Source organism: Aeromicrobium panaciterrae (assembly GCF_031457275.1).
GTDB lineage: Bacteria > Actinomycetota > Actinomycetes > Propionibacteriales > Nocardioidaceae > Aeromicrobium > Aeromicrobium panaciterrae_A.
Genome location: NZ_JAVDWH010000001.1, coordinates 1,633,252 through 1,658,375, shown reverse-complemented (window position 1 = coordinate 1,658,375; position 25,124 = coordinate 1,633,252). Strand labels below are relative to the sequence as shown.

Below are 25,124 nucleotides of genomic sequence, written 5' to 3'. Positions count from 1 at the left end.
TCTCTTGCTCTCGGAGCTGTTCCTGCCGGTCACTGACTACCCCTCTGATTCGACGACTTCACGAGCGACGACTGTGTCGTAGAGCCCGAGGTGACGGAGATCTTCGTGCGAGTCGATTCCCGTGTAGGAAAGCGACGCGTCCTCGTAGCGTCGGAAGGCAAAGACTGCCTGATTCATGTGCCCTGAGTTGAAGACGTTGAGCGAGACGAGCAGGTTGAAGTCCTCGACGGACAGTCCAGTCACGGTACGGAACAGGTCCGGCTCGAGCTTGGTGATGACGTCTTGAAGCGTGTTCTCGCGGAAGTCAGTGAGGTACATGAAGGCAGGGATCCGAGTCGCAAACTTGATCAGTTTCTCTTGAATCTGCTTGCGTTTGGACTTGTATTCCTTCTCTTCCTCAGTGAGCTTCCTCTTGTCGATCGGATTGAGGTTGTCGCCCTTGTCCTTCTTGGTCTCCTTGACCTTCTCGCTCTTATTGATGACCGTCTCGATGATGTTTTCACCGAGGGCGCGGAACCCCTCGATGTTCATCACCGCCGCATATGCTTTCGGGTCGTTCAGGATGCGCTTCAGAGTGTCGTTGTCCACGTTGACGAGAAGGGCAGACTCCCACTTCCGCGCGAGCAGAGTCGCGCTTGTGCCGGCCATCGCAATGTCGAGGATGCCTCCGGCGTCGACTTGCGTCATATGAGAGCCGTCGTAGGCCAACACAGGCAAGAAGGAGACGAGATCCTCGACCGATTTCTCAGGGTTGGGTTCGGTTGGGTTTAGGCCGATGCCATAGTCCGCGAGTTGGCGAAGGGCGCGAGTGGGTGCGAAGTCGAAAACGAAGCAGACCGGCTTGTAGATCTCTTCTTCGCTCGGGTTGTCACCGTTGGGGTTCTTCTGGCTCCACGGAGTCTGCACTCGGAACGCGGCCTGGAAGTACGTTTCGGGTGACTTCAGGTTTCGCAACATGAGAATCGAAGTCCACTGGGGCACGCTCACGCCAGTCGTCAGCTTTCCGCAGGACAGGGTGATCGACCCCGCGTCGTGACCGCTCCCGATCGCCTCTCGGACAGGGGGAAGGGCATCCAGCCCGATACCAGCCTTGCTGCCTGCGACCGTGAGCACCTTGTACTTGTGGAAGTAGGTGTTCTGCTTTTCCGCCAGGAGGTTCGCCATGGCGTTGCATGCCGCGACACTGGGCAGGAACCAGAATGAGTGCTGAAGGTGTGGCAACAGGCGGGCGTCTGAGTACGGAAACGGCGGGCGTTCCTTCAGGTTGTCCACCTGACTGGGCGCATAGCCGCCCCGAATGATCTCCAGCCACTTCTGCACATCGTCCTTGTGCTTGAACTCCGCCGAAGCACCGGTTCCGGCGGCCGCAAAGAAGGCGTTGAGATCGAACTCGTCGAACTCACCGCTGCTGGCAATCGCCAACAGCTCGTCAGGCATCTGGTAGGTCAGGAGTCTCATCTGCGGAAGCGACCCATACGGGTTCCACTTCTCGGGGTTGGCCTCTGCGAAGTCGGCCTTCGCTCGCTGCTCGTCGGTGTAGGTCCAGTTGAAGATCTGCTCTTCGATGAATTCGCCCGTTGCAAGCGCCTTGAACGGTGTGCCTGAGAGGTACAGGTAAGCCCGAGTAGTGATTGGTAGGAACTCAATCTCGTGTTCAGAGAGCTCGCCGAGGTCCTCGTTGACCACCTCGAGGTCACCAGAGAACTCGGTCTGCAACTCCTTCTTGGCGACAGCTTCGTCCTCACCCTCGAAGAGCTCTTTCGCCGTGTCACGCCACGCACCGAAGTGGTACTCGTCGAAGATCACCAAGTCCCAGTTGATCTCGTGCAGCCATTTGTTCTTGGGCTTGATGTTGCCCGACTTATCGCGGCCCAACAGGTCTTGAAACGAACCGAAGTAGACGAGCGGCTTCCCCTTCTCCACAGAGGTGGGGTCTGACCCGGACTGCTTGCTCATGTATTGCCAGCCATCGAAGTCCGAATGGTTCTCAAGATCGGTCTGCCAAGCGTCCTCGACAGCGGGCTTGAAGGTAACCACCAGCACACGGGTCGCACCCAGCTTCTTGGCGAGCTGATACGAGGTGAACGTCTTGCCGTAGCGCATCTTGGCGTTCCAAAGGAAGCGAGGAACGCCGTGCATGTCTTCGCTCCAGACCGAGTTGTAGTAGTCGTGCGTCTTCTTAACCGCCGCGGCCTGCTCCATCCGCATGGGAAAGGTCTCGTGATGGGTGCCTGTCAGTCTCCTGCCAGCTCGCAGTTCCGTGATGGCGGTCTGAACGTCTGCAAGGCTGCACCGCATCCATTCCGTGCCCACGGCTGTCACGTTCTCGAAGCCCTTTTGAATCAGCCGTGCGCGCACCTGGTGGTCGGTGAGCGGTGAGCCGTCGTCGCGCTCGCCTGGTTCGTCGAGCAGGATCGTCGTCTTGATTCCAGCCGTCTTGGTCTGCTCTTCGATTCGCTTCTTGACGTCTCTGGTCGTCTGGCCGACCTTGATGAGTCCGTCGTGGTTGGTTCCGTCGATCACGTAGCAGTACAAACGCAGTCGTGCGTCTGGCTTGGCGGCGAAGATCTCGTCCTCGGTGACTCTAGGCATCCGCGATGCCACCCAGCAGGTCGAGGTCCATTGGACGCACTACCTTCTCGATGAACGCTTTCTCTTCCTCGTTGATGCCGTACTTGTCGTACAGCGCCTCATCGGTCCACTGCTGTGTCCAGTCCTGCGTGGGGACGAAGGTGTAGACCTTGCGCGTAGTGTCCTGCGACGGCTTGTGAAGCAGAACCAATAGACGCGTGAGTCGACAGGTGAGATAGGACAAGGCGCTCTCGACCTCGTCCTTCGAATCGAAGGGACCGATAGCTATGTAGGTCTCCGACGAGATGCTGCCTGGTTCACCGATAAATGGCGTACTGAGAATCCGGTGCGGGTACGTGTCTCTATTGCCCGTTCCTGGTGCCGCTCGTCCCGTGAAGATCTTCCATTTGTCCACGAGGTGCTCGCCCTGAGCGATGACACCCCGAGGCGTGTAGCCGGTGCCACCGTTCTGGTAGATCAGGACATCGCCATCGGCTTTCGTCGGCTTGCCCTTAAAGGTCGTCTCCAGCCCGAACGGCTTACGAGAGGAGACCAGTTGATCAAACCGCTTCTCCTTAGGTAGCGCAACTGAATGTGACTGACCTGTCTCTACGGCGACGACCTTCTTGAGGATGGACAGGCCCTCGTTGAAGCGGATGAAAACATCCGCCCCCTTCTCGAGAAGCTGGCGGGTAGTCGTCGAGGGTTCCTCGTTGTTGAGGTAGGTGGTGACCCGGCAGGGACCAGCGTTATCGCGATCCCACAGGAAGTAGCAAATGCCGCCCTTGAGGCCAACGCCAGGAAACACATCCGCGGCGCTGAGGTAGTCATCAATTGACCGAACTCGGTCGTCCGTAAGCATCGACTCCCGGAAGTCATCTAGACCCTTGCCCCCTGCGAACCAACGCGCAGGAATGACCATCGTCAGCAAGCGAGGATCGAGTAACTTCGCCTGCTCCACGAACTTCTGATAGATGGGTGCGGCACTCGTGCCGAATCCCCCATCGTTGAGCTGGTACGGAGGATTTCCAATGATGACGTCGAACTGCATGTCTTCTCCGAACAGCTCGCCCATGCGAACTCGTATGTCTTCAGTGTGGATAAAGGCGTAGGCGTGGGTCTCAAACGCTTCGCCACGGTCGAGGGCGAGCTGACCTGCACCGCAGTATTTACATTTGCCGTTGGTGGACTTTTCGATGCTGTTGCCGTCTTTGTCGGCAGTGACCACCGAGTCATTTCCGCCCACCCAGGTGTGTTCAGTGCGCTCGAACCAGATGTTGCCTTGCTCGGCGCCAAACGACTTCGCAATCGAGTGTGGACCGTTGGCCCTCTTCGAGCAGTAAAGACTGCGGCGAGCGAGCATGCTGGTCAGGTCCGTGATTCCGATGCCGAAAACCTGCTGAGTGAGGATGTGCTCGACTCGCTCATCGAGGTCGGGGATGGCTTCTTCGAGACCCTTGGTGAGTCGTGTCGTTATTTCTCGGAGGAACACTCCTGACTTTGTGAAGGGGTCGAGGAAAGTCACGTCAGACCTAGACCACAAGTCCTCTCCACCATGGCCCTCGGCCCACATCGTCGCCACGTTGTTGAGCATGCTGTTAGCGAAGTCCGGGGGCGTGAAGACCTCATCGTTCGAGAGATTGGCGATGCAGGTAAGAACGTCGGGGTTTCGTCCACGCAACGCGAAACTCGCCTTCTCACTCATGCGCTCAACTCTCTGACTGTCATCGGCGTGTAGTTCTTCGAGGGCGTGAATACTTCATGCCGGCCGAGGTCCGCAAACAACGTGTCTTCCTCTCCAAAGGCGCTCATCTGCGTCAACGTGTCGAACCGGAAGTCGCGGCGTTGAAACTTGCCGCGCCCGAGGTAGCCCCATTCCGCGAACGTGATGGCGCTGCCTTTGTCATTGAGCATCGTGAGGGCGTCGCCGAGGACGATGTTCTTGCTGAGCACGTAGGCGCCGGCGATCAACAGATCGTCGCCCTCCGTCAGCTTGAGGAAGTCCACGAAGATCGCCAGCATGTTCGCCCGGCACTCGTCCAGATTGTCCGGCAACAACTCGATGCCGTAGATGCACATGAGGCCAAGCAACGAGAAGTGCCGCTTCTCGAACTCGCTCTGTCCGTACTTAATCTGTACAGCGGCGAGCTTTCGCTCGAGGACCTTCATCAGGAAGTTGCCCTCCCCGCAGGCTGGTTCGAGAAACCGCGAGTCGATGCGTTGCGACTCTTCACGAACCAGATCCAGCATGGTTTCGACCAGCCAGTCGGGCGTAAAGACCTCTCCGTGGTCGGAGACCCGTTGGCGAGACTTGATGAGTGCCTTCGCCACGATCACCTCGGGCGGGCTGACTTCGATCATGCTGCGTGCCCCTCGCGTGCCTTGGCGACAAGTCGGTACACGGTCTGGCGGCTCACCCCGAAAAGCTCACCGATCTCTGTTGGGGTCTGTTCGCCTTCGTCCATCAAACGAATGACCTGCCTCTGCTGCGCCTGGCTCAGCTTCGGCTGGCGCCCCTTTAGCCGGCCCCGAGCTCGAGCAACGGCCATCCCCTCGCGGGTGCGAGCGCGAATGAGGTCTCGTTCGAACTCGGCGACCATCGAGAGCACGTTGAACAGGAGTTTTCCGACGGGGTCCGCTGGATCGTGGATCGAGCCGGCGATCGAGAGCCGGGCGCCAGACTCTGTGAGCTCCTCTACGAGCTCGGCGGCGTCCTTCACGGAGCGAGCCAGGCGATCCAGCTTGGTAACAACCAAGGTGTCGCCGTCCCGCACGGCAGCCATCGCCTCGCGCAGTCCTGGGCGGTCTCGATTGGATCCGGTGCGGCCGTGGTCCATGTAGATGCGGTCAGCCGGGACGCCGAGACGGATCAGTCCGTCACGTTGTGCTTGGAGGTCTTGTTCGTCCGTCGAGCAGCGTGCGTACCCGATCAGCAATCCGTCTTGTCCCACTTGCCCCACCTCATCTGAGAATCCCTTTGGACAACCTAATTGAGACAACCGACAAGGCGGGGTTGCTTGACCAAGTCCGTTGTCTCAATTGGTCCGCAGAGGGAACCCTATGTGGACACCCATGTTTTGGTTGGCATCCGCAATCGCTACCTCGTGCAAACGCGGCGGTAAGACGCAGGTCGCGTCGTGGCAAAAGCGTTCCTAGTCGGCGCGTGGGTCTTGTCACGCCGTCGGACAGTCGTTGGGATCCGTCTGCGATTCTGCGTCTGGACACGTATGCACTCTGCAGCCGGATACGCTGGCCGCCACACGTGAAGGGTGGCTCGGCATGGGCGATGTGGCGCTGGTTAGCGACGGAGACGGTGTGGTGGTCGCAGGGGAACGTTCGGACATCGAACGATTCCTCGAGCACGCCGATCTTCTCCCAGCCGCGGAGAGGTTTTCGCTAAGCAAACTCAGCTCTGTCATCAAGACAGGTTCGGAGCTAGCCAAGACGGCTTCCGGTGCCGCCGAGCAGTCGGCCTACTACTTGAAGGTGACCCCGGAAACGGCAAAACGGATCAAGGACGCCGGCGGGCTGATGAAGACGAAGACCAAGGGGATCAGCTTCGCTATGCTCGGCGATCCTGGAAGTATCGGAGGGTGGCTCCAGGTCGAAGACGGCCCGCTGTCCCTGCTCACGAACCCGGCGGTGCTTTCCGGGATCGGAGGGTTGATGAGTCAGGTCGCGCACCAGACAGAGGCTCAGGCGCTGAAAGCACTCCTCGTGACAATGGACGGCAAACTCGACGACGTCCGGCGCACGCAGCGCGACGCACTGCTGGCCAAGATGCACAGATCGGCCGAGGCGATAGAAGACGCCATGACGTTGCGTGAGCACGGCGGCGATGCCGCCACGTTGTGGTCGAAGGTGAGTGGCGAGTCCTCGATGATCTCCGAGGTGCAGAACGCCGCGCTGCTCAGACTCGGAGCTCTGGCCGACAAGGTCGACGGGACGACCAAGGTAGGCGAACTCAAACGCACCAGTCGCGAGGTCGAGCGCGAAACATCGGTGCAGCTCGCGATCCTCGCAAGGTGCTTTGAGCTCCAGGACGAGTTCGCGGTCGTCGAGCTCGACCACGTGCTCGCGACAGCGCCGCTCACCCTCGACGGCCATCGAGCCGGGCTGGCAGCTGCGCGTGAAATGCGAAGAGCGCGGGTGCTGGAGCGCACGAAGCGGCTGATGGAGCGGATGGACGCCGTCGGAGGAGTGGCGAACGCGAACATCCTGGTCCACGCTCGTGCCGCCCGGGCCGTCATCGGTTCACTCAATTCCACGGCGGCACTCGTGGACGACTTCCACGCCCCGCTCGGAATCGAATCGAGCCGCGAAGCCGTAACCGCTGTGCGCTGGCGAGACGCAGTGCGCGATGTGGAGCACCTTAAGACGGCCGGCGCCGAGGTCGGGCAGAAGGCGGCAGCGGTCGGACTCGTGGCGACGGTGATCGCGGCGGGGACCAACGCCGTCAAGAACCCGCCGAAGGATGGCGCCTGACTGCATTTAGGGCGATATGACGCGGCCTCGCAGGTCGATGTCCTGACAGCTCTAGACTCCCGACGAAACTGTCCATCAACATCCAGCCAGGTCTAGTTGGACAGGCTGACGGCTTGGGGCGCTTGTCCAGTTCGGGTGTACTCCATTTGGGCACCCGTAGATCAACAAGGGCGAACACGAACGATTTCAGTTCCAAATCCAACTTGACCCAATCTCGGCAAGAAGTTCAAAACTGCTCGATACGAGAATCAGGTCGATTGCTGCGGTCGCGTGCTCAGTCACTCCGAATGAAAAGTAAGGAACTTTGAGTTCCGAACCTTGTATACCCAGACCTCTGATGATCGGCACCCAGCCAGACCCATCTACCCAAGCGGAGTCCCATTCATGGCTCAGCCTCACACCTGCATTCTCGCCTAGATGTATCTGGGTGCCCATGAAACCGGGACTGTTTGGCGGGGCCAAATCGGTCAGGGAACCGCGTCGTATCTGGTCGTCAACGATTGAACGCAGGCCGTACTCAGACCTTGGCGCCCATGAGATTTCTATGAACTCTAGAGGCCCATCATTCGCACTCGACTTCTGCAATATTGCAGACTGTGTAGGCCTTAGTGGTGTGTGTGGACCTTGATTTGGCTGCTCTGTTCCGAATACTCGATTTGCCACACTGCCGACACCGTCGTCGGAGAGCCATGAGTATCTAAAATCTTGAGGGATTCTGAAGTTGAAGCACCAGCCATGAAACCGTCCATCTTTCGTGCCAATCGCTGGCGCAAAGTAGTGAAAGCCGTTTGGCTGGAGTTCCCAGTGCTGATCGAAATGCATGCAGCAACGCTACTGGTCCTAGTGGCGCGGCGTGATCCCTTTAAGCCCGCCTAACCCCTCGCCCATGGGGGCGGCTACGAACGACCGACCGGATCGTCGGCTCCTCAGAGTTCAATCTGCAACATCGAGGTACACCCAAAACGGCCGGTGGCGCGGAACGCGGTACTAGTTTGATGCAATGCCTGACTCCCCGTTCGGACCGCCCCCCACGCTCCCCGCATCGAATGTCCCCGGTCACCTCCTCGCGTCGTTGTTGTCGGCGGGCTCCTTGGTGCAACCCGAGCCTGTACTCACGCGAGCCGTCCGATTTCTGCTGGGGCTACCCGGAGCGAGCAGCGCACTCGATGAGTTGGTTCGGAAAGCGGGCTTGGAGCCAGGGCAGGACGGCTACTGGCTTACCGAGGTTGGGCACGATGATGGCGGCCGCACGGACTTGGAGTACTGGTGGGGCGAGAAAGCGCGCGTAATCGTTGAGGCGAAAATCGGGCACACCCTCGAAGCCAGCCAGCTGGACGGGTACCGATCGAGGCTTCCTTCTGCAGGCGGCCTCCTCGTAGTACTCGTTCCGACGACCAGAACCCGAGAGAGTTCGGTGATAGTGGAGTCTCTCCGCGCGCGGTATTCCGACGAGGGTGACACGGTTGGGGTCGCGCTATGGACTTGGGACGACGTGGCACGCCAATTGGAATCGGCCCTCGGCGACAGCTCGGACGTTGCGCAACTTCGCGGCCTCATCGCGGCTGCTGGCGCCCTAGATGTCATGCCGTTCACCACGTCTCAACTGGATGTGGCCGATTCCTCGCGGGTTCATGATCTCTGGCGCGTCCTTGATCGAGCTTCATTCGGTCTCTTCGATCACGTTCTGCCAATGCAACATCGCGGCCCATTTGAACGATGGCGCTTCGTCTCGGTCGGAGGCTACGACGCATCGTTCAAGGTAGGACTCGGCAGGCGGAATCGCGGCAGCAACGAGTCTTGGATCTGGGCAAGCGTCGACGAGGTCAGTCGTTTCGGACGAGCCGCACAGGAAGCATTGCTGGCAAGGTTCGATGACGCGATTCGAGACGGTCGTGAGATTGCCATTCCAATACCCCTCACGGCGGGGCTCTCAGGTGTTGAGCTCGAAGAAGACATACGGGAAAAACTGTTCGAAATCGCAGCGACCATCAGAGAGGGAATCGCAAGTGGTCTCGCGGAACTTGCCGAACACGAAGCGGGCGCACCGGCCGAGGTCCCGCACAACCTGGTCGGCATTCCTCCGTTCACAAAGGCAGACCTCCTTGACACCTCCGACCGGCGCGCTGACCTCGAACTAGTAACAAGAGCGGCATTGCGTCACGTGTTCGATGGAAAGCCAGTTCGTCTACCGCGGAGCGAACCCTTCGCGAAGCGGTGCTGGATCGGGATCGCCCCGTTCGGCACCCATATTTCGATTGGGATCGAACGTACCGACGGTAGCCACGCACAAGATTGGGTTTGGATATCTGTGCACGAGGCCACACCGTCGAGTGCGCTGGCGTATCGGGTCCTTGACGAACTGTTTCCAGGTGAGACAGTAGACATTCCTCGTGGGCGTGGACTCCCCGCCAAGATCCCCGAGGGCTCCAACGGCGTAGAGGCGTTCCTATCCTTGGTGGCGCAGATTGAACAGACCAAGCGAGCTGTTCTTGAAGCTCTCGTCGCCGCTTCACCGGCCTAACTAAGAGCTTCTGGCCAAGTAGCGCACGCAACTAAGCAGCAACGGCAAGGCGCGTAGAAGGCTCTAACGGGTCCCCCAAGGCCACCACCACCGCCGGTGACTCCTGCGCACGGCGACGCTCACTCGTCCCGAACCTCCACAGAGGAAACAGACGCCTTCTGCAACGTGGTTGTAGTGGGGCAAGTGGCCAGAGCCAGCGCACCTCGGACAGATTGATGGGTCGCCGCCAAGCCCAGTGGACGTCGAATCCTTTTGAGCTGCTGATGGAACTTTTTGAACGTCGGTGCTTGTTGCGTCGGGAGTTGGTGCGGGTCGATTCGCCGCAGGTTTTGGAGATGGCTTTGACTCCTCCATGCGCTTCTGCAGAGCCTCCAGTTCTGCTTGCTCACGTGCCTGAGCTTCGAGAGCTCTGAGCTCAGCTAAGTGCACCTTCATCTCAAGTTCTTCAGCCACCGCTCGCGGTCCTGCAGCTTTGCGCTCCTTCGCTCGGTCAGTCTTTTGAGCCTCGAGCCAAACTGAAAATTCCTGCTCGACAAAGTTCGAGACAAATTCGTCCAGCTCGGAGTCTGGAACTCCGCGCCCGATCGCAAGGTTGCGGGCTTGGTGGCCCAGTTGCCGGCGCGTGTGCTCGTCCTCGTCCCTGAACTCGCGGTCGACCCTGTCTATGGCTTGCTGAATAAGCGCGTTGCCGTCGGACACTTCCTCCTGGTCTGTTTCGTCCTCTTTCGCGCCAGCGGGTTCGAGGCGACCGCTCGCCTTGAACCTCGCGGCCACCTCAGCCTCGCGCGCCTTGTACTTGGGTAGATCCGCTTGCCTGACTTCGGCACCTCTGGCCTTTTCAGCTGCGAGTCTGGCGTAGCGGACGAGTTCTGGCTCGCCGTCCACGATCGGCTTCGATCTTGTCGCCGAGACAGTTCCCCCGGGTACAGCTGCAACGATGGCTCGACATTCCCGCAGCCAATCAGACAACTTCAATTGATAGGTCGGATGTTTGTTCATCGCCCGATTGGCGCCTGTATTTAGGGTCCGCGGATCAAAAGCTGCAAGGTCTTCGGACTCTTCGGTCGCCTTAAGTTGCAGAGCCAGGTCACTAGCCAGGGTGATCCCTGCGAGCTCCTGCCAAAGCACCTCAATCGAAACCGGTTCACCGGCATTGCGTAAGAACGGGTCGTTCTTCGTCTTGAGTTCAGGCTGCGAGTGTGTGATGGCCCATCCACGCGGCAGGCTCGCTCTCCCGACGGTTTCGGCAATCTCGTGGTGCACGCAGTCGTCCATGACGAACGGGCGCGCATGAGCTCTTTCACTGAACTCGGCGGTCTCGGCGCTGTAAGTGGGGTCGAAATGTCGTCCGATCACGGCGACCGCAACCGCTCTGGGAGATCCGCCCTGAATCGCGGCGACTGCTGACATGACGTTCGAGCTCGTGGTCCACGTGTCATCAACAATGAGGACTGAAAGTCCCGCCACGTCTGTTGCCGAGAATCTCCCTGAATCAGGCTGGTGAGGCGTGCCGGCCCGAACAGTTTTCAGGATGTCTGCTCTAAACCGCCCCGAGGCCCAATCTGAGTACGCAAGCAACTCGCTGAGCGGATGGATTCCTGTGCGTCCCTTCGAACTCGGGATCGGGCAGATCACGTCAAACCCTTCGACCCCAGTCGCATTCGCAAGGCACCGCTCGTGATTCACCAAGTAGGACTCGAAAAGATCCCTCAAACGTGCGGCCGCTGCGTGCCGCTCACCATCATCTATGTCCCGATCCTTGTATTTCCACAAGGCAGTAGCCAACGCATGAGTCTTCTCAGCCAAGGCGATCGGCAACACAGTCGGCTTCCCAATTCCTAGCTGATCCAACGAGTGCTGACAGGAACGACATGTGTCGCTCCAAGTTGACGGCTGAAAGCAGACGTCACAAAGAGAATCGTCATGGCGGAGCATCGGCACAAGCTCTGAGAGTTTGAAACGATACTTCGGCGTTGCGTGGCCCATGCCCCTCCTTCCCTCTCTCCGCGTCAGGGATGCGATCCGTCGACTATCCCTCAATTGCGGTGTCCAAATCCCAGTTTCGTTAGGGCTGGCTCACGTCATCCACTGCGAGAGCATGGGCGTCTTGTCAGGAAGCCGCGGATCGAAGGAGTTCATGGAGATCCTCACGGGATCGGAGTCGTTCAGCAGCGACATTGCCCACCCCGATGTCTAGCAAGCTTCGGCTTCCGGCGTTCATCTCGGATTCATCGTGCGCTTCGGGCGATGGCACGCATAGTCGGCGCCCCTGCTCGACGGCAAACTTTGCGGTCTGCATAGTGCCAGATTTCAGCCCGCACTCGACAACGATCGTCGCGAACGACAAGCCGCTCTGAATTCGGTTGCGAGCCACAAGCGTTCTCGGGTTCGGCGCACTGCCAAGGGGAACTTCCGAAATCAACGCTCCCCCGGTTTCGAGAATGCGCTCAGCATCGGCCAGGTGCTCACGAGGTGTCGGAACGTCGACTCCGCTCCCAAGCACAGCGATCGTTCGGCCACCAGATGTCAACGCTGACCGGTGAGCTGCAATGTCGATTCCAAATGCAAGGCCGGATACCACCGCGACACCGAGTTCGGACGCATCTGCGGCAATGGACCCAGCCATTTGGATCGCCCAGTCACTGGCCTCACGTGCGCCAACTACGGCGACTGATGGGGTCGATCGAGCGATTTCTCCCCGGACCCAGAGTGCCACCGGTGGATTCTTTATCGCCCTGAGCGCATCCGGGTAGTCGTCATCGAAATAGCCGCAGAGCTGAACGCCTTCGGGAACGCGCGGGACAGGCATGGCCGGAACGTAATCGATCTCGGCGCCAGCCACCTGCCTACGAGCCGCTGGGGACGCGTCAACGAGTTCATCCCAAGACGCGAAGCCGCTGGAAAGGCGAAGAGCGCGAGCGTTTCCGATTCCCGGCAGTTGCGTCAATGCCCAAAGCTCCGCTGCTGCTTTCAGTTCATTCGCGGACGACTCGTCTCCGTCGAAGAGGCTCGGCTGCTCGCTCGTCACATCAGTACTCTCCCACGCGTCAATGGGACCCACGTGCAAGCCGCACAGAATCCGAGGCTAAGGACGCTCTGCTCGTGATCAGTTCCCTGTTCGCCGACAGCTGGGCAAGTCCAAGCGCAGCAGGCAGCAGCGGAACTTTCTTGAATTTTCAAACGGGGTCTGGCCCCCGACAAGTTTGGATTGCACCAGACGACCTTCTTGTGTTGAGAAATCAACTGCGTTTCCGAATTTGGCCTTCTCGCCCTCATCGGTTGAATTGTTCCCGGTTTCGACCGGGGTGAGTCTTATGGCGACTTCGCCTGCGGTTCCGAATTTGGAGTCCTTGCCCTCATCGGTTGATTTCAGATTAGTTGTCAACGCCCATCGAAGCGCGTTGCACTTCTTGGGCTGTTTGATGTTCAGACCGGTTGGGCGAGATCCGCGTTCCTGGAGCCTGGAGCGTAGCCGTGATTGCTTGAGCTCGTTTCTCCGCGAGCGGATGCTCACGATTGGTCGTTATGTGCCCTATGCGTTCAGAGACCAATTCAGCCGGGGAACCAGGTTCTCAAATCTGTCCCGCGGGTCATTTGCCTGCGGTTTCAGGGAAAACGTCCAAATGCGGTCCTCGGATAGGTGATGCTGCGGGACAAAACCGCCTTCTGCGGGACAGTGCGGGACAGTCTGCGGGACACATCAGCCATTGCAATGGCAGGGAAAAGGGCCCTTTACTACTACTTTTCTGACCTGTCCCGTGAGATATATGTATAGGTCGCGTGTTACAGCAGCAGTGTGCTGTTTCGCAGTTGAGCTCGATCCCCTAATACATACCCACTTCTTGCAGTAAGGGCATAGGGGTATTTCCTGCGGGACACGCCCCTTTTGGTCGATTTGGTCTGCAATGACGGTCTTTTAGGTGTCCCGCAGAGTGTCCCGCACGTTCGGGACACGAAAATAATTGCCTGCAATTGCAGGGGCTGAAAACGGATGTGTCCCGCAGAGGGGTGTTTTCGAGGGTGTTCGCTGCGGGACAGATTCGCCCAATTTGGGCCAAATTCATCCCAGCCGCCGGGTTCAGGCCTTCCTGAAGGACGCGGAAGACGACGAACCCCTCGGGTCCAGTACGACTATGTGACAGCGGGAACTGGAAAAGCCAGCAAATGCACATCCGGCCTGATGTCAGCCTCGGCAATTCGGTGCTTCAGTAACTCAAAGTCGAAGCGTCTCGTGGGGTGGTTGTCGAAGACCCCAACGAATGCATCCGGCAGCGGCGCATCCTGATAGTGCCTGGATGCCGTGGACAGAATGGCCGACAACTTTCGGAAGTCTCGCAACACCTCGCCTTGATCAAGACCTCCTCCCTGAGTCGCGGAGACCTTCAGCTCGGTGATGACCGAGAAGTCTCGCAGCCGCTCAAGTCCTGACCGTGGGTTCGGGAGCTCGTCGATCGGCTTTCTCGGCCCGAGCCACGATCGGCGCGGCAAGTCGACCACAAGGTCACGAGGGAAGGCCGGCTCCCTGAGAATCAACAGATCGACCATCAAGTTGTTGCCAGGGAAGTGCGTGGCCGCCTCGGCACCGAGATACCGAGCACCGAAATCCACCTCCCGCACCACTCGTAACAGTCCGAGCTTCTGGATGGCGAAGTGTGCCAGCCAGGCCTGATAGGTCGCTTCGGGCGCAACCGTCGCTTCGCATTCAGCCGCAAATTGGGCCCATGCATCTTCGAAAAGGACACCGTCTACGCCAATGCTCTCGACTGCCATACCTGACATCCTCGCTGATTGCCATCGCGCGCCGATGTCAGCACGAAGCGTCACACTCGTGTCATGGATGACCAAGCCAACGAATCAGTGATCGGTCGACTCCTAGAGGAGATCTCGTGGCAGAAAGCCGCGAAATACCGACAGGGCGGACGAGGCATTGAAGACGTACTGACTGCTGAGGTGTTCATGCCGCTCGACTACCTGCCACGAGACCTGTTCTTAGGTGAAGTCTTCCGGCGGGGCCACGGCGCGAACCATGCACGTGCGGCAATTGTCTCGGAGATTGAGGACGCTCAGTTCACCCTTCTCCCCGACGAAGTGCTCGTAGGGCCTAAGTCCATCAAGGTGCAGCCTGATGGATGCTTGGCGACGCCATCAACGCTCGTGCTGATCGAAGCCAAGAGGATCCGGAGGTCTTCGTTTCAGACAAAGCAGCTGGCGCGCGAGCTCGTGGCGCTGCACCAACAATCGGATGGCCGCACTCCGCTTCTATTTCTCGTCCTCAGCGCACCCCCGCCCGTCCTCGTCGACAACCTCGGACGCATCGATCTGGTCCAAGCCATTTCACTCACCATTGACGAGGTACTTGCGGAAACAGGTTTGATTGAATTCGACGCGAGCGGACTGCTTCACGACCTCGAGGACACTCTTGCGTGGATCACGTGGTCCGAGATTCGACAGCTCGTGGAGGATCAAGTCGCCAACCTTCCCGACCTGTCGCCTGGGCTAGCCGGGACAATTCGCAGGCTCGCCGCTGCAGTCACGGGGGCAGTGGACTGGCACACCTGATGCCTTCTGCCATGAATGGGAAACACGGAGTGAGGCGGTTAAGTCACGCCTGGTTCGGTCGCTCAACGCATAGAGGGGGTATGACTACTGATCAGGCAACACAGCTGACCATCACGCCCGTCGACGAGACGGAGCAACTCATGACGATCGACGACGTGTCCACCTACCTTCAGATCCCCAAGCGCACCTTGCACGACTGGCGTACCAACGAGCGTCCTGAGGACCAGGGCCCGCCGGCTTACCGCCTCGGTCGCTTCCTTCGCTACCGTCGCGCAGACGTCGACGCTTGGATCGACCAGCAGATCGCGGGGTCGAGTCGTGCCGCGTGACAGGCTAAAACCGGGAGCCTGGGGAACGATCAGCACCAGGGCACTTCCTGACGGCCGGTACGTGGCGAGGGCTGCGTATCGGACCCACGCTGGGGCCTACCGCAACAGCGAGGCCAGGGGTCCGTCGAAGAGCGCCGCTGTCTTGGCGCTGACGCTCAAACTCAGGGATGGCGACCTCGACCATCGTGGGCACAAGGAGGACCAGATCACGTCGGCCTCGACCCTCGACCAGCTCGCAACCCGCTGGTTCGAGGAGGCCAGGGCGGACGGCCGGCGCACGGAGCAGACCATCAGTGACTACGAGGCGATGTACGCGAGGCACATCCAGCCCTCCCTCGGTCAGCTGCGGCTGCGGGAGATCAGGCCGAGGACGATCGACAGGTTCCTGCGTGAGTTGCGCGAGCTTGGCAAGCCGTCGGTGTTCCGCCACTCAAAGACCGTCCTGTCGCTGATGTTCCCCATGGCGGTGCAGCTGGAGGCCGTCAACATCAACCCGATGGTGGACTCGACCACGATGGCTAAGGAGAAGAAGGAGGTCCGAGCCATCGACTCCGACACCTTGAAGGCACTCCGTCACGCCGTTTTCCTCTATGACCGCAGGAAGCGACCAGGTCCTGTGTCGGTTCTGATGGGCGACCTGGTCGACATCATGCTCGCCACCGGATGTCGTATCGGCGAAGCTCTGGCTGTGCGGTGGAGCGACATCGACCTCGAGAGCGAGAGGCCGACCCTCACGATCAACGGTTCAGTGTTGGAGGGCAAGCGCTCCGGCATGGGCATCACGCGTTCGACCACCAAGACCCCAGCCGGAATCAGGACGGTTTTACCTGCCGCTCTTCGCTGTCGAGACGCTGACCAGGATGAAGGCTCGCAGTGAACCCAACCCGCACAACGCAGTCTTCGCCACTGGCAGCGGGACGTGGGTGTCTCCCAACAATGTGCGCCGCACCTGGCGCAAGATCAGGGAAGGCACGGTCTTCGGGGAAGTCACTCCTCACGACTTCCGCAGGACGGTGGCAACACTCATCGCACGCGAGCATGGATCTGAGGGTTCGGCTGAGCAGCTGGGTCATACCAGCGACAAGGTCACCAAGGACCACTACATCCAGCGTCCACCGGCGCCGGACTTCAGGGAGACGCTGGAACAGTTCCGAAGCGACGACGCACCTTGATGGAACGAGAAGAACGCCCCGACCTGGACGACTGGGTCGGTCGCCGATCTTGCACTACTTGCATCAGGAACTGGATACGATCCTGTGAAGTTCGACCTGAGAAGACACTCAGGCGTGGAAGCAGGCGGGCACCCAGATGACAAAACACGACCGGCACTTCTCTGACAATCTGTTTGAGATCGGCTTCAACCACATGGAAAATGGCCGATACGAAGAAGGCCTTAAGTCGTTACTGGTTGCGGCTGGCGCCGAGCAACTTGAGGTGTCAGGTTTGTCAGAGACCTACAATCCAGCAAACGGGATCTCGCCTGTATGTGAAGTTGCCATGGCCGCGAAAGGACATCTCGATGAGCACGGCAAGTATTCACCTCACCTAGTTCGTAACCCGAGGTCCGATCCCTCCGCCATTGTCTTTATGGGCGCCGAAACAGAGTTCAAAGGGTTCATCGAGCGCCGGACCGGGAAGAGTCCCGACTACCGCGCATCTGGATTCGTAAATCATCTAGGCCACGCGATTTCTCAGTACCGTCGTGCAGAAGCATTAGGTTCTGAAGTCGCGACATGGCGTTTGGAAGCACTCCAACTGAAGCTCGGAAGCCAAGACTTTCAGTACGTGGAGCAGTCCTACAAGGACTCCACAGGAAGAGCGATGGCTCACTCCAACCAAGTGCGTGACGATATCCTCCGCCAACTGGGTGGGCAGCAGCAACCAAAAGTTCAAGCAAAGCAAGGCGGGTGCTACATCGCCACCGCCGTTTACGGCTCCTACGATGCACCACCCGTGATGACACTTCGCCGATTCCGAGATGACCATTTGGCCTACTCCCCGATCGGTCGCGGCTTCATACGCTTCTACTACTTCGTGAGCCCTGGGCTCGCAAAGCGGTTGACTCCCGAGAACCCCCTAACCGTGTTCGTTCGCAACTGCCTCGACGAGGTCGTAAAGCTCTTGGAACGCACCAGACGACGCTAGTGCAATAGGTACTCCAAATGCCCAACACAAAGTGAACCTTTCAGAAGCCGCCGACAAAGCTCCGCAAGAACGGGCGAACGTCATTACATGCGTCGGTACTCCTCAGATACGCCGAATCCCGTTCGAAAACTGTTGCAAACCCGTTGGAAAGCCGGGTGCGGGTCAAAACGACGAAGGCTGGGACTCCATTTTTACCCGGAATCCCAGCCTTTTCTGTCGGGCTGACAGGATTTGAACCTGCGACCCCCTGACCCCCAGTCAGGTGCGCTACCAAGCTGCGCTACAGCCCGTTTGTACCGAAGAGGAACTTTACCGCAGCACGGTCACCGTTCCGCCAGCGGTCGATCAGCGGCGTTCGCGCTTCTTGCGCGGACGCTGCTGCAGGTGGATCGGCGTACCGACGAAGCCGAACGTCTCACGCAGGCGGCGCTCGATATAGCGCATGTAGGACGCCTCGAGCTTGCCTGACGTGAACAGGATGAACGTCGGCGGCGACGTGGTGGCCTGGGTACCGAACATGATCTTGGACTGCTTGCCACCGCGTACGGGGTGCGGGTGCTCGGCGACGAGACGACCCAGGAAGGCGTTGAGAGCGCCGGTGGTTACGCGCGTCTCCCAACCCTCCAGTGCGGCGTCGAGAGCGCGTACGAGGCGATCAATGTGCCAACCCGTGCGAGCCGTGATGTTGATCGTGGGCGCCCAGGGAACCTGTACGAACTCGCGCTCCATCTCGCGCTCGAGGTAGTAGCGGCGCTCTTCGTCAACGAGGTCCCATTTGTTGAACGCGATGATCAGCGCGCGGCCAGCATCGGCGACGGAGCTGATGATGCGGGTGTCCTGCTCGGTGATCGGCTGGCTGGCATCGATGATGACGACGGCAACTTCGGCCCGATCGATGGCCGAGCTCGTACGGAGGCTGGCGTAGTACTCGTGGCCCGACGCGTCACGAACGCGACGACGGATGCCTGCCGTGTCGATGAAGTTCCACGTGCGATCGCCCAGGACGACAAGCTCATCGACCGGGTCGACGGTCGTACCGGAGGCATCGTCGACGACAACGCGTTCTTCGCCCGCCAGGCGGTTGAGTAGGCTGGACTTGCCGACGTTGGGCTTGCCGACGATCGCGACACGACGCGGACCCTCGGGAGCGTCGAAGTCTTCTGGGGGTGTCTCCGGCAGCGCCTCGAGGATTGCGTCGAGCATGTCTCCGGAACCGCGCCCATGCAGGGCGGAGACGGGGTACGGCTCGCCAAGACCGAGATTCCACAGTCCGGCAGCTTCGGCTTCGGCGCGCTGGTCATCAACCTTGTTGGCTGCCAGTACGACGGGCTTCTTGGCGGCTCGAAGAATCTTGACGACCTTCTCGTCGACATCCGTGATGCCAACGGTCGCGTCAACGACAAACAGCACAGCGTCTGCGACCTGGATCGCGATCTCAGCCTGAGCAGCGATGCGTTCGGCGAGTCCACGAGCGTCGGGATCCCAGCCGCCAGTGTCGACGACGGTGAACGCGCGACCGTTCCATACGGCGTCGTAGTAGACGCGGTCGCGGGTAACTCCGGGGACGTCCTCAACGACTGCTTCGCGCCGGCCGATGATGCGGTTGACGAGCGTGGATTTTCCTACGTTGGGTCGACCGATCACAGCCAGGACAGGTACGGCCTCAGCCATCGGATGAGCCTCTCGGCAAGGGGCCGGGCAGCTCGCGTTTCAGCACGTTCTGTGACCAAGTGACATGGGATCGCAGGTGCTCGTGAATCTGCTCGCCCGCGTCTTCCAGTATCTCACGATCTCGTGGCCAAACCTGCATCGGGAATTGCAGCGGCTTGCCATACACGATGTCCAGGCGCGCGCCCTTGGGCGCTTTGGTCTCAGAAGGCTCCCCCGCCTGGCGGGTGCCGAAGATGGCGACCGGGACGATCGGCGCACCGCTGACGAGAGCCAGCCAGGTGACACCACCCTTGAAGTTCTCGAAGTCGCCACCTCCGCGCTTGCCCTCGGGATAGATCAGGACCGTCTGGCTGACCGAGAGAGCCTGTGCTGCACGGCGCAGAGCGCCGCTGTCTGTACGCGTACGGCTGACCTTGATCTGGCCGAGAAACTTCAGCAGAGCACCGGTCTTGCCGACGAACTCTTCTTCCTTGACCAGCGCGTGGGCCGGACGCGGAGACTTCACGAACATCAGTGGCCCATCGAGCCAGCCGATGTGGTTGCTGGCCAGGATGACAGGGCCGTCTTCGGGCACGTTGCCGTGGCCGCGCTCGTGGATGTCCCAACGCCGGTTGAAATAGGGCTCCGCGATGCTGCGCATGAACTTGAGGCCGCCCTCGGGCAACCCGCGAGGCGGTGCGTCGATGAGGCTCACGGCTGCTCCACCATGTCTACGATGGTCGCGATCACTTCTTCGAGAGTCATGTACGTGCTGTCGACCAGCACGGCATCATCGGCCATCGCCAAGGGAGAAGCAGCACGGTTCGAGTCGATTTCATCGCGCTTCGCGAGCGCCTGCTCGGTGGCGAGGGCGTCCGCGGATCCGTCTTCGGCAGCCCGACGAGCGGCCCGTGCTGCAGGATCGGCAACCAGGTAGATCTTGAAGTCCGCGTCCGGAGCAACTGTCGAACCGATGTCGCGCCCCTCGACGACAATGCGATCGCCGTTGTCGGCAATCGACTGACGCTGCATGGCCACGAGCTGCTCGCGTACGGATGGCACAGCCGCGACATAACTCACGGCGGCGGTGACGTTCTCGCCGCGGATTGCCTCGGCCACGTCAACACCATCGGCATAGATCGTGGGATCGAGCGGATCGACTCCCGATTCGAGATGTATGCCCCTGGCCGCAGCTGCAATCGCATCCGGATCGCTGAGATCAGTGCCAGCCCGGAGGAGCGCCCAGGTCATCGCGCGATACATCGCACCCGTGTCGAGGTATGCGAGGCCGAGCCGATCGGCAACTCCGCGCGCCGTGCTCGACTTGCCCGAACCAGACGGACCGTCGACGGCAACGACCAGGGACGTGCTCACAGGAATGCTCCTCAGCTGTAGGCGGACCAACCACGTGCAGTCAGGGCTTCGACCAGCCTCGCGGCTTGCGCTGCGACCACGGCGATCTCGACCTGACCCACGCGTCGACCGAGTTCGTGATCGATGCGGATGTCCTCGATGTTGACACCTGATTCTCCCGTATGTGCCATGAGTCGCGACAACTCGCCCGGCTCATCCGGTACGGATACAAACACGGTGGCGAGCGCGGCGACTTCTTCGCCGTGCTTTCCAGGTATGAGCTTCGTGCCGTCCTGACCTGACTGCAGCACGTCTCCCAGACGATCCGTGTCGGTGCCGATGGAGTCGATGACTCGATCGAGGTCGCCGCGAACCTGTTCGAGCACGGCACGCACTTCTGTGGCGTTGGCACCGAGAATCTCCTGCCACAGGGCGATGTCGCTGCCTGCGATGCGGGTGACGTCGCGCAGACCGGGGCCAGACAGTGCGAGGTGATCCTGCGGCGCACCGTGGAGGCGAGCTGCTGTCAGGACCGCGAGCACGTGCGGCACATGGGACACGACGGCCACGGCGCGGTCATGCGCCTCAGCATCCATCTCGAGCGGCACAGCACCGACCAACTCAGCAATCTCGACGACCCGCGCGATCGAGGCGGCGTCCGCTCCTGCGCGCGAGGTGACAGCCCACGGGCGCCCCTCGAAGAGGCGTGCATACGCCGCCATGGGTCCGGAACGCTCGCTGCCCGCCATCGGGTGACTTCCGACGTACCGCTCGTTGCCTGGAAGCGCGGCAATCTTGTTCTGCAGAGTTGCCTTGACGCTCGCGACATCAGTGACTGTCGCGTCGGGCCAGGTCTCAAGGGCGAGGGCGACGCAGGCCGCGACCTCGGTCGGCGGGACCGCGACGACTACGACTGCGGGGGCATCAACGGGATCTGCAGTCCCCGCGCCACGTGCAACGGCAAGCTCGACATTCGACTCGAGGATGTCGTCGAGGTGGACTTCAACACCTGCCTCGGTCAGCGCAAGAGCGAGAGAAGTACCAATAAGTCCACAGCCCAGGACGAGGACGGGACTGGGGCTCATGCCTCCACGCTATCGAAGAGTGCGCCGAGCTCCTCGCGTGACAGGTTCCGCATGGCGCCGGCTGCGAGTCCGCGCAGGTCCAGCGGTCCGAATGCCGACCGGTTGAGCTCGATCACCGGGTGGCCCACCGCGTCCAACATGCGCCGCACGATGCGATTGCGTCCCATATGGATATCGAGTTCGACGATCGACTTTCCGCGCGACCGGTCCTTGACCAGGAACCGGTCAACGATTGCAGGACCGTCGTCAAGCTCAATACCGGCCTTGAGCGTTGCCGCCACGGTGTCGGCGACGTTCCCGTCGACCAGTGCGACGTACGTCTTGGTGATCTCGAACGACGGATGCGCAAGCTTGTGGGCGAGATCGCCGTCATTGGTCAGCAGCAACAGGCCTGACGTGTCAGTGTCGAGGCGCCCCACGTGAAACAGGCGATCCTCGCGACCCTTGAGGAGCGACGAGAGGTCGGGGCGACCGTGCTCGTCGGCCATCGACGTCACGATGCCGCGCGGCTTGTTGAGCAGTACATACGCGTGGTCGTTGGGCGGCGGAATGCGCTTGCCATCGACGCGAATGACGTCTGTCAGCGGATCGACGCGCGATCCCATCTGGTCGATGATCTCGCCGTTCACCTCAACTCGACCGTGAGCGATCATGTCGTCGCAGCGTCGACGACTTCCAAGCCCGGCTTGCGCCAGCGCCTTTTGCAGGCGGATTTCAGCCACGATCGTCGGCAGCCTCGGCACTAGCCTCAACCGAGAGGGCATCAGCAAGGGGCGTCTCGTCATCCATGTCGCCGATCTCCGGCAGCAGCGGTGCGATGTCGGGAAGTTCGCTGATGCTGCCCATGCCCATGCGCTCGAGGAAGTAGCTCGTCGTGCGGTAGAGAATTGCTCCGCTCTCACCGTCGACGTCGGACTCTTCAATCAGTCCACGGGTGACGAGTGTTCGTACGACGCTGTCGACGTTGACTCCACGAATCGCGGAGATCCGCGTACGACTGATGGGCTGGCGGTACGCCACGACAGCCATGGTCTCCAGAGCTGCCTGCGTGAGTCGGGCCTGCTGACCGTCGAGGATGAACCGCTCGACCGCACTCGCGTACTCCTCACGCGTGAAAAAGCGCCAGCCACCTGCGACGTTGCGCAGCTCGAAGCCTCTCCCCTGTTCGGTGTACTGCGCGGCCAAGGACTTGAGCGCTGTGTCCACGTCAATCGGTGGGTGTCCCACGGCCTGGGCGAGCGTCAGGTGATCCAGAGGCTGGTCCGCCACCATCAGTACCGCTTCAAGAGCTGGCAAGAGGTCGAGCATCTCCAGTTCGAGCTCGTGTGGTCCGGTGGGCAGGTCGTGCTCAGTCATCTGTGCCTTCAAGTTCGGTGCTCTCTGGGTCATCGCTTGGGGAGTCTTCGGCAATGTGCAGGTCAGGGGCGGGCTCGTCGTCTGGTGAGCCCATCGGCTTGTCGAACTCGTCGCCGACGTCAATGTCGCCTTCGTCAGTTCCGGTCCATCGCAAGTGCAGGTCGCCGAGCGGTGTTGCCTGTTCGAAGGCGATGACGCCTTCCTTGAACAACTCGAGCAGAGCGAGGAATCGAGCGACCTTCGTGATCAGGTCGGGGGCGTCTGCCGTGAGCGCACGGAACGTCAGGCCTCGCTCCCTGCGCAGGCGGTCGACGATGAGGTGACCCTGCTCGCGCACGCTGACCGAAGGAGCGTGCAGGTGAGCCAAGGACAGGATCGGCACGGCCTTCGGCTGCAGCGCCGCCGCGGCGAGTGCCGCGAGTTCCTCAGGCCCAACCGAGATGAGCACTTCCGGCAGGAGCTCGGCGAATCTCGGCTCGAGGCCGACGACGCGCGGGAACCGACGAGACTCGTCGGCCAACTTCTCGGCCATCACGCCAGCCATCAGCTTGTAGGCGCGGTACTGCATCAACCGCGCGAACAGCAGGTCGCGTGCCTCGAGCAGCGCAAGGTCTTCCTCGTCCTCAACCTCTGCCTGCGGCAGAAGCCGCGCCGTCTTGAGGTCAAGCAAGGTGGAGGCGACCAGCAGGAAGTTGGTCGTTTGGTCGAGATCGTCACCCAACGCCTTGATGTACGCGATGAACTCAGTCGTCACGGTCGAGAGCGCAACTTCGGTGATGTCGAGCTGATGTTTGGAGATCAGCTGGAGCAACAGGTCGAACGGACCCTCGAAATTTGCCAGGTTGACCGAGAAACCAGCAGGGGCGGCGACATCTGAGTCGGCCAGTGTCACGTCTCGCTCAATCGTCTGGCGACATCGCTGTCGGTGCCGCGTGCCTCAAGATCGGCTAGCGCGAGGGCTAGTGCGGCGCGTACGAACCGTCCGCGATCGACCGTCCGGCCGAGCTCACTGCGCAACTTGAGTCGCGCCTGCTCGACGGCAAGCAGCTCGGCTGCGGTGACGTACACCGTCATCTTCTCGTCGTGCTTGACCCGACCGCTCGCGGTCGCGGCCTCGTCATCGGCCGCCGCGATGCCATCGTTCGCGGTTGCACGGAAGAGTTCATCGGCGCCGGGCATCGCCGGACGCTTGCCGGTCCCTCCCGAGTTTCCAGTCACGCCCCGGGGCATCGCACCAAGACCTCTCGCGCGAGTTGACGGTAGGACGCCGAGCCGGGTGAGTTCGTGGCGTACTCGGTGATCGGTTCGCCCGCGACCGTCGAATCGGAGAACTTCACCGTGCGTCGGATGACGGTGTGGAACACGAGATCGCCCCAGCCTTCGACGAGCGTCTGCAGAACTTCCTTGCCGTGCAGCGTGCGACTGTCGTACATCGTGCCCAGGAGGCCGATGATCTGGAGATCGTCGTTGGTGCGGTCGCGCACCTTTTCAATCGTGTCCTTGAGCAGAGCCACGCCACGCAACGCGAAGTATTCGCACTCGAGCGGGACGACGACGCCGTCGGCTGCGGTCAGGGCGTTGACGGTGAGCAAGCCGAGCGACGGCTGGCAGTCGATGAGGATGACGTCGTAGTCATGCAGGATCGGCTTCAGCACCCGTGAGAGCACCTGCTCGCGACCGACTTCGGTGACCAATCGCATTTCGGCCGCGGAGAGGTCAATGTTCGAAGGCGCCAGGTCGAGGCCCTCGATCGACGTCGGCATGATGATGTCCTTGATGCCGATCTCGCGGTCCATCAGCACGTGATAGATGCTCTGCTCGAGCTCGTACGCATTGACGCCCATACCGACGGTCATCGATCCCTGCGGATCGAAGTCAACGAGCAGCACCCTGCGACCGGTCTCGACCAGTGCGGCACCGAGGTTGATGGCCGTCGTGGTCTTGCCAACGCCGCCCTTTTGGTTGCACATCGCGATCACAGTCGCGGGCAGGCCGGGCTTGCGCTTCTTGGGCTCCGGAAAGTTCGGCAGAGGACGGCCGGTCGGTCCAAGTTCCTTGCTCATCTGGTTC

Annotated in this window: 23 protein-coding genes, 1 tRNA gene and 1 pseudogene; 7 read left to right on the top strand and 18 right to left on the bottom strand. The window is 60.7% G+C overall.

Going from position 1 to position 25,124, the window contains the following annotated elements:
* Positions 1 to 36 precede the first annotated feature (36 nt).
* Genes J2X11_RS08585 through J2X11_RS08570 form a run of 4 tightly spaced genes read right to left on the bottom strand, consistent with a single transcriptional unit; the run spans position 37 to position 5,522 of the window.
* Positions 37 to 2,592 carry a GIY-YIG nuclease family protein gene (locus J2X11_RS08585; RefSeq protein ID WP_309969439.1) on the bottom strand — a complete coding sequence of 852 codons (2,556 nt, stop codon included), beginning with the start codon at positions 2,590 to 2,592 and terminating at the stop codon, positions 37 to 39.
* A complete protein-coding gene (locus tag J2X11_RS08580; RefSeq protein WP_309969436.1) occupies positions 2,585 to 4,276 on the bottom strand; it encodes an Eco57I restriction-modification methylase domain-containing protein in 1,692 nt (563 codons plus the stop codon). Before J2X11_RS08580 ends, J2X11_RS08585 begins: the two co-directional genes overlap by 8 nt.
* Positions 4,273 to 4,932 (bottom strand): N-6 DNA methylase, encoded by a 660-nt coding sequence (locus tag J2X11_RS08575; protein ID WP_309969432.1) that lies wholly within the window; start codon positions 4,930 to 4,932, stop codon positions 4,273 to 4,275. The genes J2X11_RS08580 and J2X11_RS08575 overlap by 4 nt, the downstream gene beginning before the upstream one ends.
* Positions 4,929 to 5,522, bottom strand: coding sequence for a recombinase family protein (locus J2X11_RS08570; protein WP_309969429.1), 594 nt, complete (start codon positions 5,520 to 5,522; stop codon positions 4,929 to 4,931). The genes J2X11_RS08575 and J2X11_RS08570 overlap by 4 nt, the downstream gene beginning before the upstream one ends.
* Positions 5,523 to 5,850: 328 nt before the next feature.
* On the opposite strand from J2X11_RS08570, the gene J2X11_RS08565 reads away from it, so the two are divergent.
* Positions 5,851 to 7,056: a hypothetical protein gene (locus J2X11_RS08565; protein WP_309969426.1), complete on the top strand. Its 1,206-nt coding sequence runs from the start codon at positions 5,851 to 5,853 to the stop codon at positions 7,054 to 7,056.
* A gap of 186 nt (positions 7,057 to 7,242) precedes the next feature.
* Here the strand turns inward: J2X11_RS08565 and J2X11_RS08560 are convergent, their stop codons facing one another.
* Positions 7,243 to 7,878: a hypothetical protein gene (locus J2X11_RS08560; RefSeq protein ID WP_309969424.1), complete on the bottom strand. Its 636-nt coding sequence runs from the start codon at positions 7,876 to 7,878 to the stop codon at positions 7,243 to 7,245.
* A gap of 178 nt (positions 7,879 to 8,056) precedes the next feature.
* On the opposite strand from J2X11_RS08560, the gene J2X11_RS08555 reads away from it, so the two are divergent.
* Positions 8,057 to 9,577 (top strand): hypothetical protein, encoded by a 1,521-nt coding sequence (locus J2X11_RS08555; RefSeq protein WP_309969421.1) that lies wholly within the window; start codon positions 8,057 to 8,059, stop codon positions 9,575 to 9,577.
* Between the two features lie 63 nt (positions 9,578 to 9,640).
* On the opposite strand, the gene J2X11_RS08550 is transcribed toward J2X11_RS08555, so the two are convergent.
* The 3 genes and pseudogenes from J2X11_RS08550 to J2X11_RS08545 all read right to left on the bottom strand — a co-directional run bounded on the left by J2X11_RS08550 (position 9,641) and on the right by J2X11_RS08545 (position 14,347).
* The gene (locus tag J2X11_RS08550; RefSeq protein WP_309969418.1) at positions 9,641 to 11,383 is read right to left on the bottom strand and encodes a hypothetical protein; all 1,743 of its coding nucleotides are present in this window, start codon (positions 11,381 to 11,383) and stop codon (positions 9,641 to 9,643) included.
* 427 nt (positions 11,384 to 11,810) lie between these two features.
* A pseudogene (locus J2X11_RS14445) lies at positions 11,811 to 12,386 on the bottom strand (DNA-processing protein DprA); the annotation flags it as partial.
* Between the two features lie 1,322 nt (positions 12,387 to 13,708).
* Entirely contained in the window at positions 13,709 to 14,347 is a 639-nt protein-coding gene (locus J2X11_RS08545; protein ID WP_309969416.1) for a hypothetical protein, read from the bottom strand.
* Between the two features lie 63 nt (positions 14,348 to 14,410).
* Between J2X11_RS08545 and J2X11_RS08540 the strand changes: the two genes are divergently transcribed.
* The 5 genes from J2X11_RS08540 (at position 14,411) to J2X11_RS08520 (ending at position 17,610) form a co-directional block, all read left to right on the top strand.
* Positions 14,411 to 15,136 carry a hypothetical protein gene (locus J2X11_RS08540; protein ID WP_309969414.1) on the top strand — a complete coding sequence of 242 codons (726 nt, stop codon included), beginning with the start codon at positions 14,411 to 14,413 and terminating at the stop codon, positions 15,134 to 15,136.
* 80 nt (positions 15,137 to 15,216) lie between these two features.
* Positions 15,217 to 15,465 carry a helix-turn-helix transcriptional regulator gene (locus J2X11_RS08535; RefSeq protein WP_309969411.1) on the top strand — a complete coding sequence of 83 codons (249 nt, stop codon included), beginning with the start codon at positions 15,217 to 15,219 and terminating at the stop codon, positions 15,463 to 15,465.
* Between the two features lie 61 nt (positions 15,466 to 15,526).
* Positions 15,527 to 16,342 (top strand): tyrosine-type recombinase/integrase, encoded by an 816-nt coding sequence (locus J2X11_RS08530; RefSeq protein ID WP_309969408.1) that lies wholly within the window; start codon positions 15,527 to 15,529, stop codon positions 16,340 to 16,342.
* Positions 16,326 to 16,637, top strand: a complete 312-nt coding sequence (locus tag J2X11_RS08525) for a tyrosine-type recombinase/integrase (RefSeq protein WP_309969405.1) — start codon at positions 16,326 to 16,328, stop codon at positions 16,635 to 16,637. The genes J2X11_RS08530 and J2X11_RS08525 overlap by 17 nt, the downstream gene beginning before the upstream one ends.
* A gap of 136 nt (positions 16,638 to 16,773) precedes the next feature.
* On the top strand, positions 16,774 to 17,610 hold the full coding sequence (locus tag J2X11_RS08520; RefSeq protein WP_309969402.1) for a CFI-box-CTERM domain-containing protein: 837 nt from the start codon (positions 16,774 to 16,776) through the stop codon (positions 17,608 to 17,610).
* Positions 17,611 to 17,826: 216 nt separating this feature from the next.
* Here the strand turns inward: J2X11_RS08520 and J2X11_RS08515 are convergent.
* From J2X11_RS08515 to J2X11_RS08470, 10 genes are all read right to left on the bottom strand, one after another.
* A tRNA-Pro gene (locus J2X11_RS08515) sits at positions 17,827 to 17,900 on the bottom strand.
* A 55-nt stretch (positions 17,901 to 17,955) separates the two neighbouring features.
* On the bottom strand, positions 17,956 to 19,281 hold the full coding sequence (gene der / locus J2X11_RS08510; protein WP_309969400.1) for a ribosome biogenesis GTPase Der: 1,326 nt from the start codon (positions 19,279 to 19,281) through the stop codon (positions 17,956 to 17,958).
* Positions 19,274 to 19,975, bottom strand: a complete 702-nt coding sequence (locus tag J2X11_RS08505; protein ID WP_309969398.1) for a lysophospholipid acyltransferase family protein — start codon at positions 19,973 to 19,975, stop codon at positions 19,274 to 19,276. The genes der and J2X11_RS08505 overlap by 8 nt, the downstream gene beginning before the upstream one ends.
* The gene (gene cmk, locus J2X11_RS08500) at positions 19,972 to 20,634 is read right to left on the bottom strand and encodes a (d)CMP kinase (RefSeq protein WP_309969394.1); all 663 of its coding nucleotides are present in this window, start codon (positions 20,632 to 20,634) and stop codon (positions 19,972 to 19,974) included. Before cmk ends, J2X11_RS08505 begins: the two co-directional genes overlap by 4 nt.
* A gap of 11 nt (positions 20,635 to 20,645) precedes the next feature.
* Positions 20,646 to 21,698, bottom strand: a complete 1,053-nt coding sequence (locus tag J2X11_RS08495) for a prephenate dehydrogenase (protein ID WP_309969388.1) — start codon at positions 21,696 to 21,698, stop codon at positions 20,646 to 20,648.
* Complete coding sequence (locus J2X11_RS08490) at positions 21,695 to 22,420, bottom strand: pseudouridine synthase (protein WP_309969385.1); 726 nt, start codon at positions 22,418 to 22,420, stop codon at positions 21,695 to 21,697. The genes J2X11_RS08495 and J2X11_RS08490 overlap by 4 nt, the downstream gene beginning before the upstream one ends.
* A complete protein-coding gene (gene scpB, locus J2X11_RS08485) occupies positions 22,413 to 23,054 on the bottom strand; it encodes an SMC-Scp complex subunit ScpB (RefSeq protein ID WP_309969382.1) in 642 nt (213 codons plus the stop codon). The genes J2X11_RS08490 and scpB overlap by 8 nt, the downstream gene beginning before the upstream one ends.
* A complete protein-coding gene (locus J2X11_RS08480) occupies positions 23,047 to 23,940 on the bottom strand; it encodes a segregation and condensation protein A (RefSeq protein WP_396127874.1) in 894 nt (297 codons plus the stop codon). The genes scpB and J2X11_RS08480 overlap by 8 nt, the downstream gene beginning before the upstream one ends.
* 2 nt (positions 23,941 to 23,942) lie before the next feature.
* Positions 23,943 to 24,233, bottom strand: a complete 291-nt coding sequence (locus tag J2X11_RS08475) for a hypothetical protein (protein ID WP_309969375.1) — start codon at positions 24,231 to 24,233, stop codon at positions 23,943 to 23,945.
* Between the two features lie 35 nt (positions 24,234 to 24,268).
* Complete coding sequence (locus J2X11_RS08470) at positions 24,269 to 25,117, bottom strand: ParA family protein (protein WP_309969372.1); 849 nt, start codon at positions 25,115 to 25,117, stop codon at positions 24,269 to 24,271.
* Positions 25,118 to 25,124 lie beyond the last annotated feature (7 nt).

What these genes read in the sequence shown, in the direction of transcription:
- J2X11_RS08585 (WP_309969439.1), bottom strand. Translation starts at nt 2,592, where the DNA reads ATGCCTAGAGTCACCGAGGACGAGATCTTCGCCGCCAAGCCAGACGCA.
- J2X11_RS08580 (WP_309969436.1), bottom strand. Translation starts at nt 4,276, where the DNA reads ATGAGTGAGAAGGCGAGTTTCGCGTTGCGTGGACGAAACCCCGACGTT.
- J2X11_RS08575 (WP_309969432.1), bottom strand. Translation starts at nt 4,932, where the DNA reads ATGATCGAAGTCAGCCCGCCCGAGGTGATCGTGGCGAAGGCACTCATC.
- J2X11_RS08565 (WP_309969426.1), top strand. Translation starts at nt 5,851, where the DNA reads ATGGGCGATGTGGCGCTGGTTAGCGACGGAGACGGTGTGGTGGTCGCA.
- J2X11_RS08560 (WP_309969424.1), bottom strand. Translation starts at nt 7,878, where the DNA reads ATGCATTTCGATCAGCACTGGGAACTCCAGCCAAACGGCTTTCACTAC.
- J2X11_RS08555 (WP_309969421.1), top strand. Translation starts at nt 8,057, where the DNA reads ATGCCTGACTCCCCGTTCGGACCGCCCCCCACGCTCCCCGCATCGAAT.
- J2X11_RS08545 (WP_309969416.1), bottom strand. Translation starts at nt 14,347, where the DNA reads ATGGCAGTCGAGAGCATTGGCGTAGACGGTGTCCTTTTCGAAGATGCA.
- J2X11_RS08540 (WP_309969414.1), top strand. Translation starts at nt 14,411, where the DNA reads ATGGATGACCAAGCCAACGAATCAGTGATCGGTCGACTCCTAGAGGAG.
- J2X11_RS08535 (WP_309969411.1), top strand. Translation starts at nt 15,217, where the DNA reads ATGACTACTGATCAGGCAACACAGCTGACCATCACGCCCGTCGACGAG.
- J2X11_RS08525 (WP_309969405.1), top strand. Translation starts at nt 16,326, where the DNA reads ATGAAGGCTCGCAGTGAACCCAACCCGCACAACGCAGTCTTCGCCACT.
- J2X11_RS08520 (WP_309969402.1), top strand. Translation starts at nt 16,774, where the DNA reads ATGACAAAACACGACCGGCACTTCTCTGACAATCTGTTTGAGATCGGC.
- der (WP_309969400.1), bottom strand. Translation starts at nt 19,281, where the DNA reads ATGGCTGAGGCCGTACCTGTCCTGGCTGTGATCGGTCGACCCAACGTA.
- J2X11_RS08495 (WP_309969388.1), bottom strand. Translation starts at nt 21,698, where the DNA reads ATGAGCCCCAGTCCCGTCCTCGTCCTGGGCTGTGGACTTATTGGTACT.
- scpB (WP_309969382.1), bottom strand. Translation starts at nt 23,054, where the DNA reads ATGACTGAGCACGACCTGCCCACCGGACCACACGAGCTCGAACTGGAG.
- J2X11_RS08475 (WP_309969375.1), bottom strand. Translation starts at nt 24,233, where the DNA reads ATGCCCGGCGCCGATGAACTCTTCCGTGCAACCGCGAACGATGGCATC.
- J2X11_RS08470 (WP_309969372.1), bottom strand. Translation starts at nt 25,117, where the DNA reads ATGAGCAAGGAACTTGGACCGACCGGCCGTCCTCTGCCGAACTTTCCG.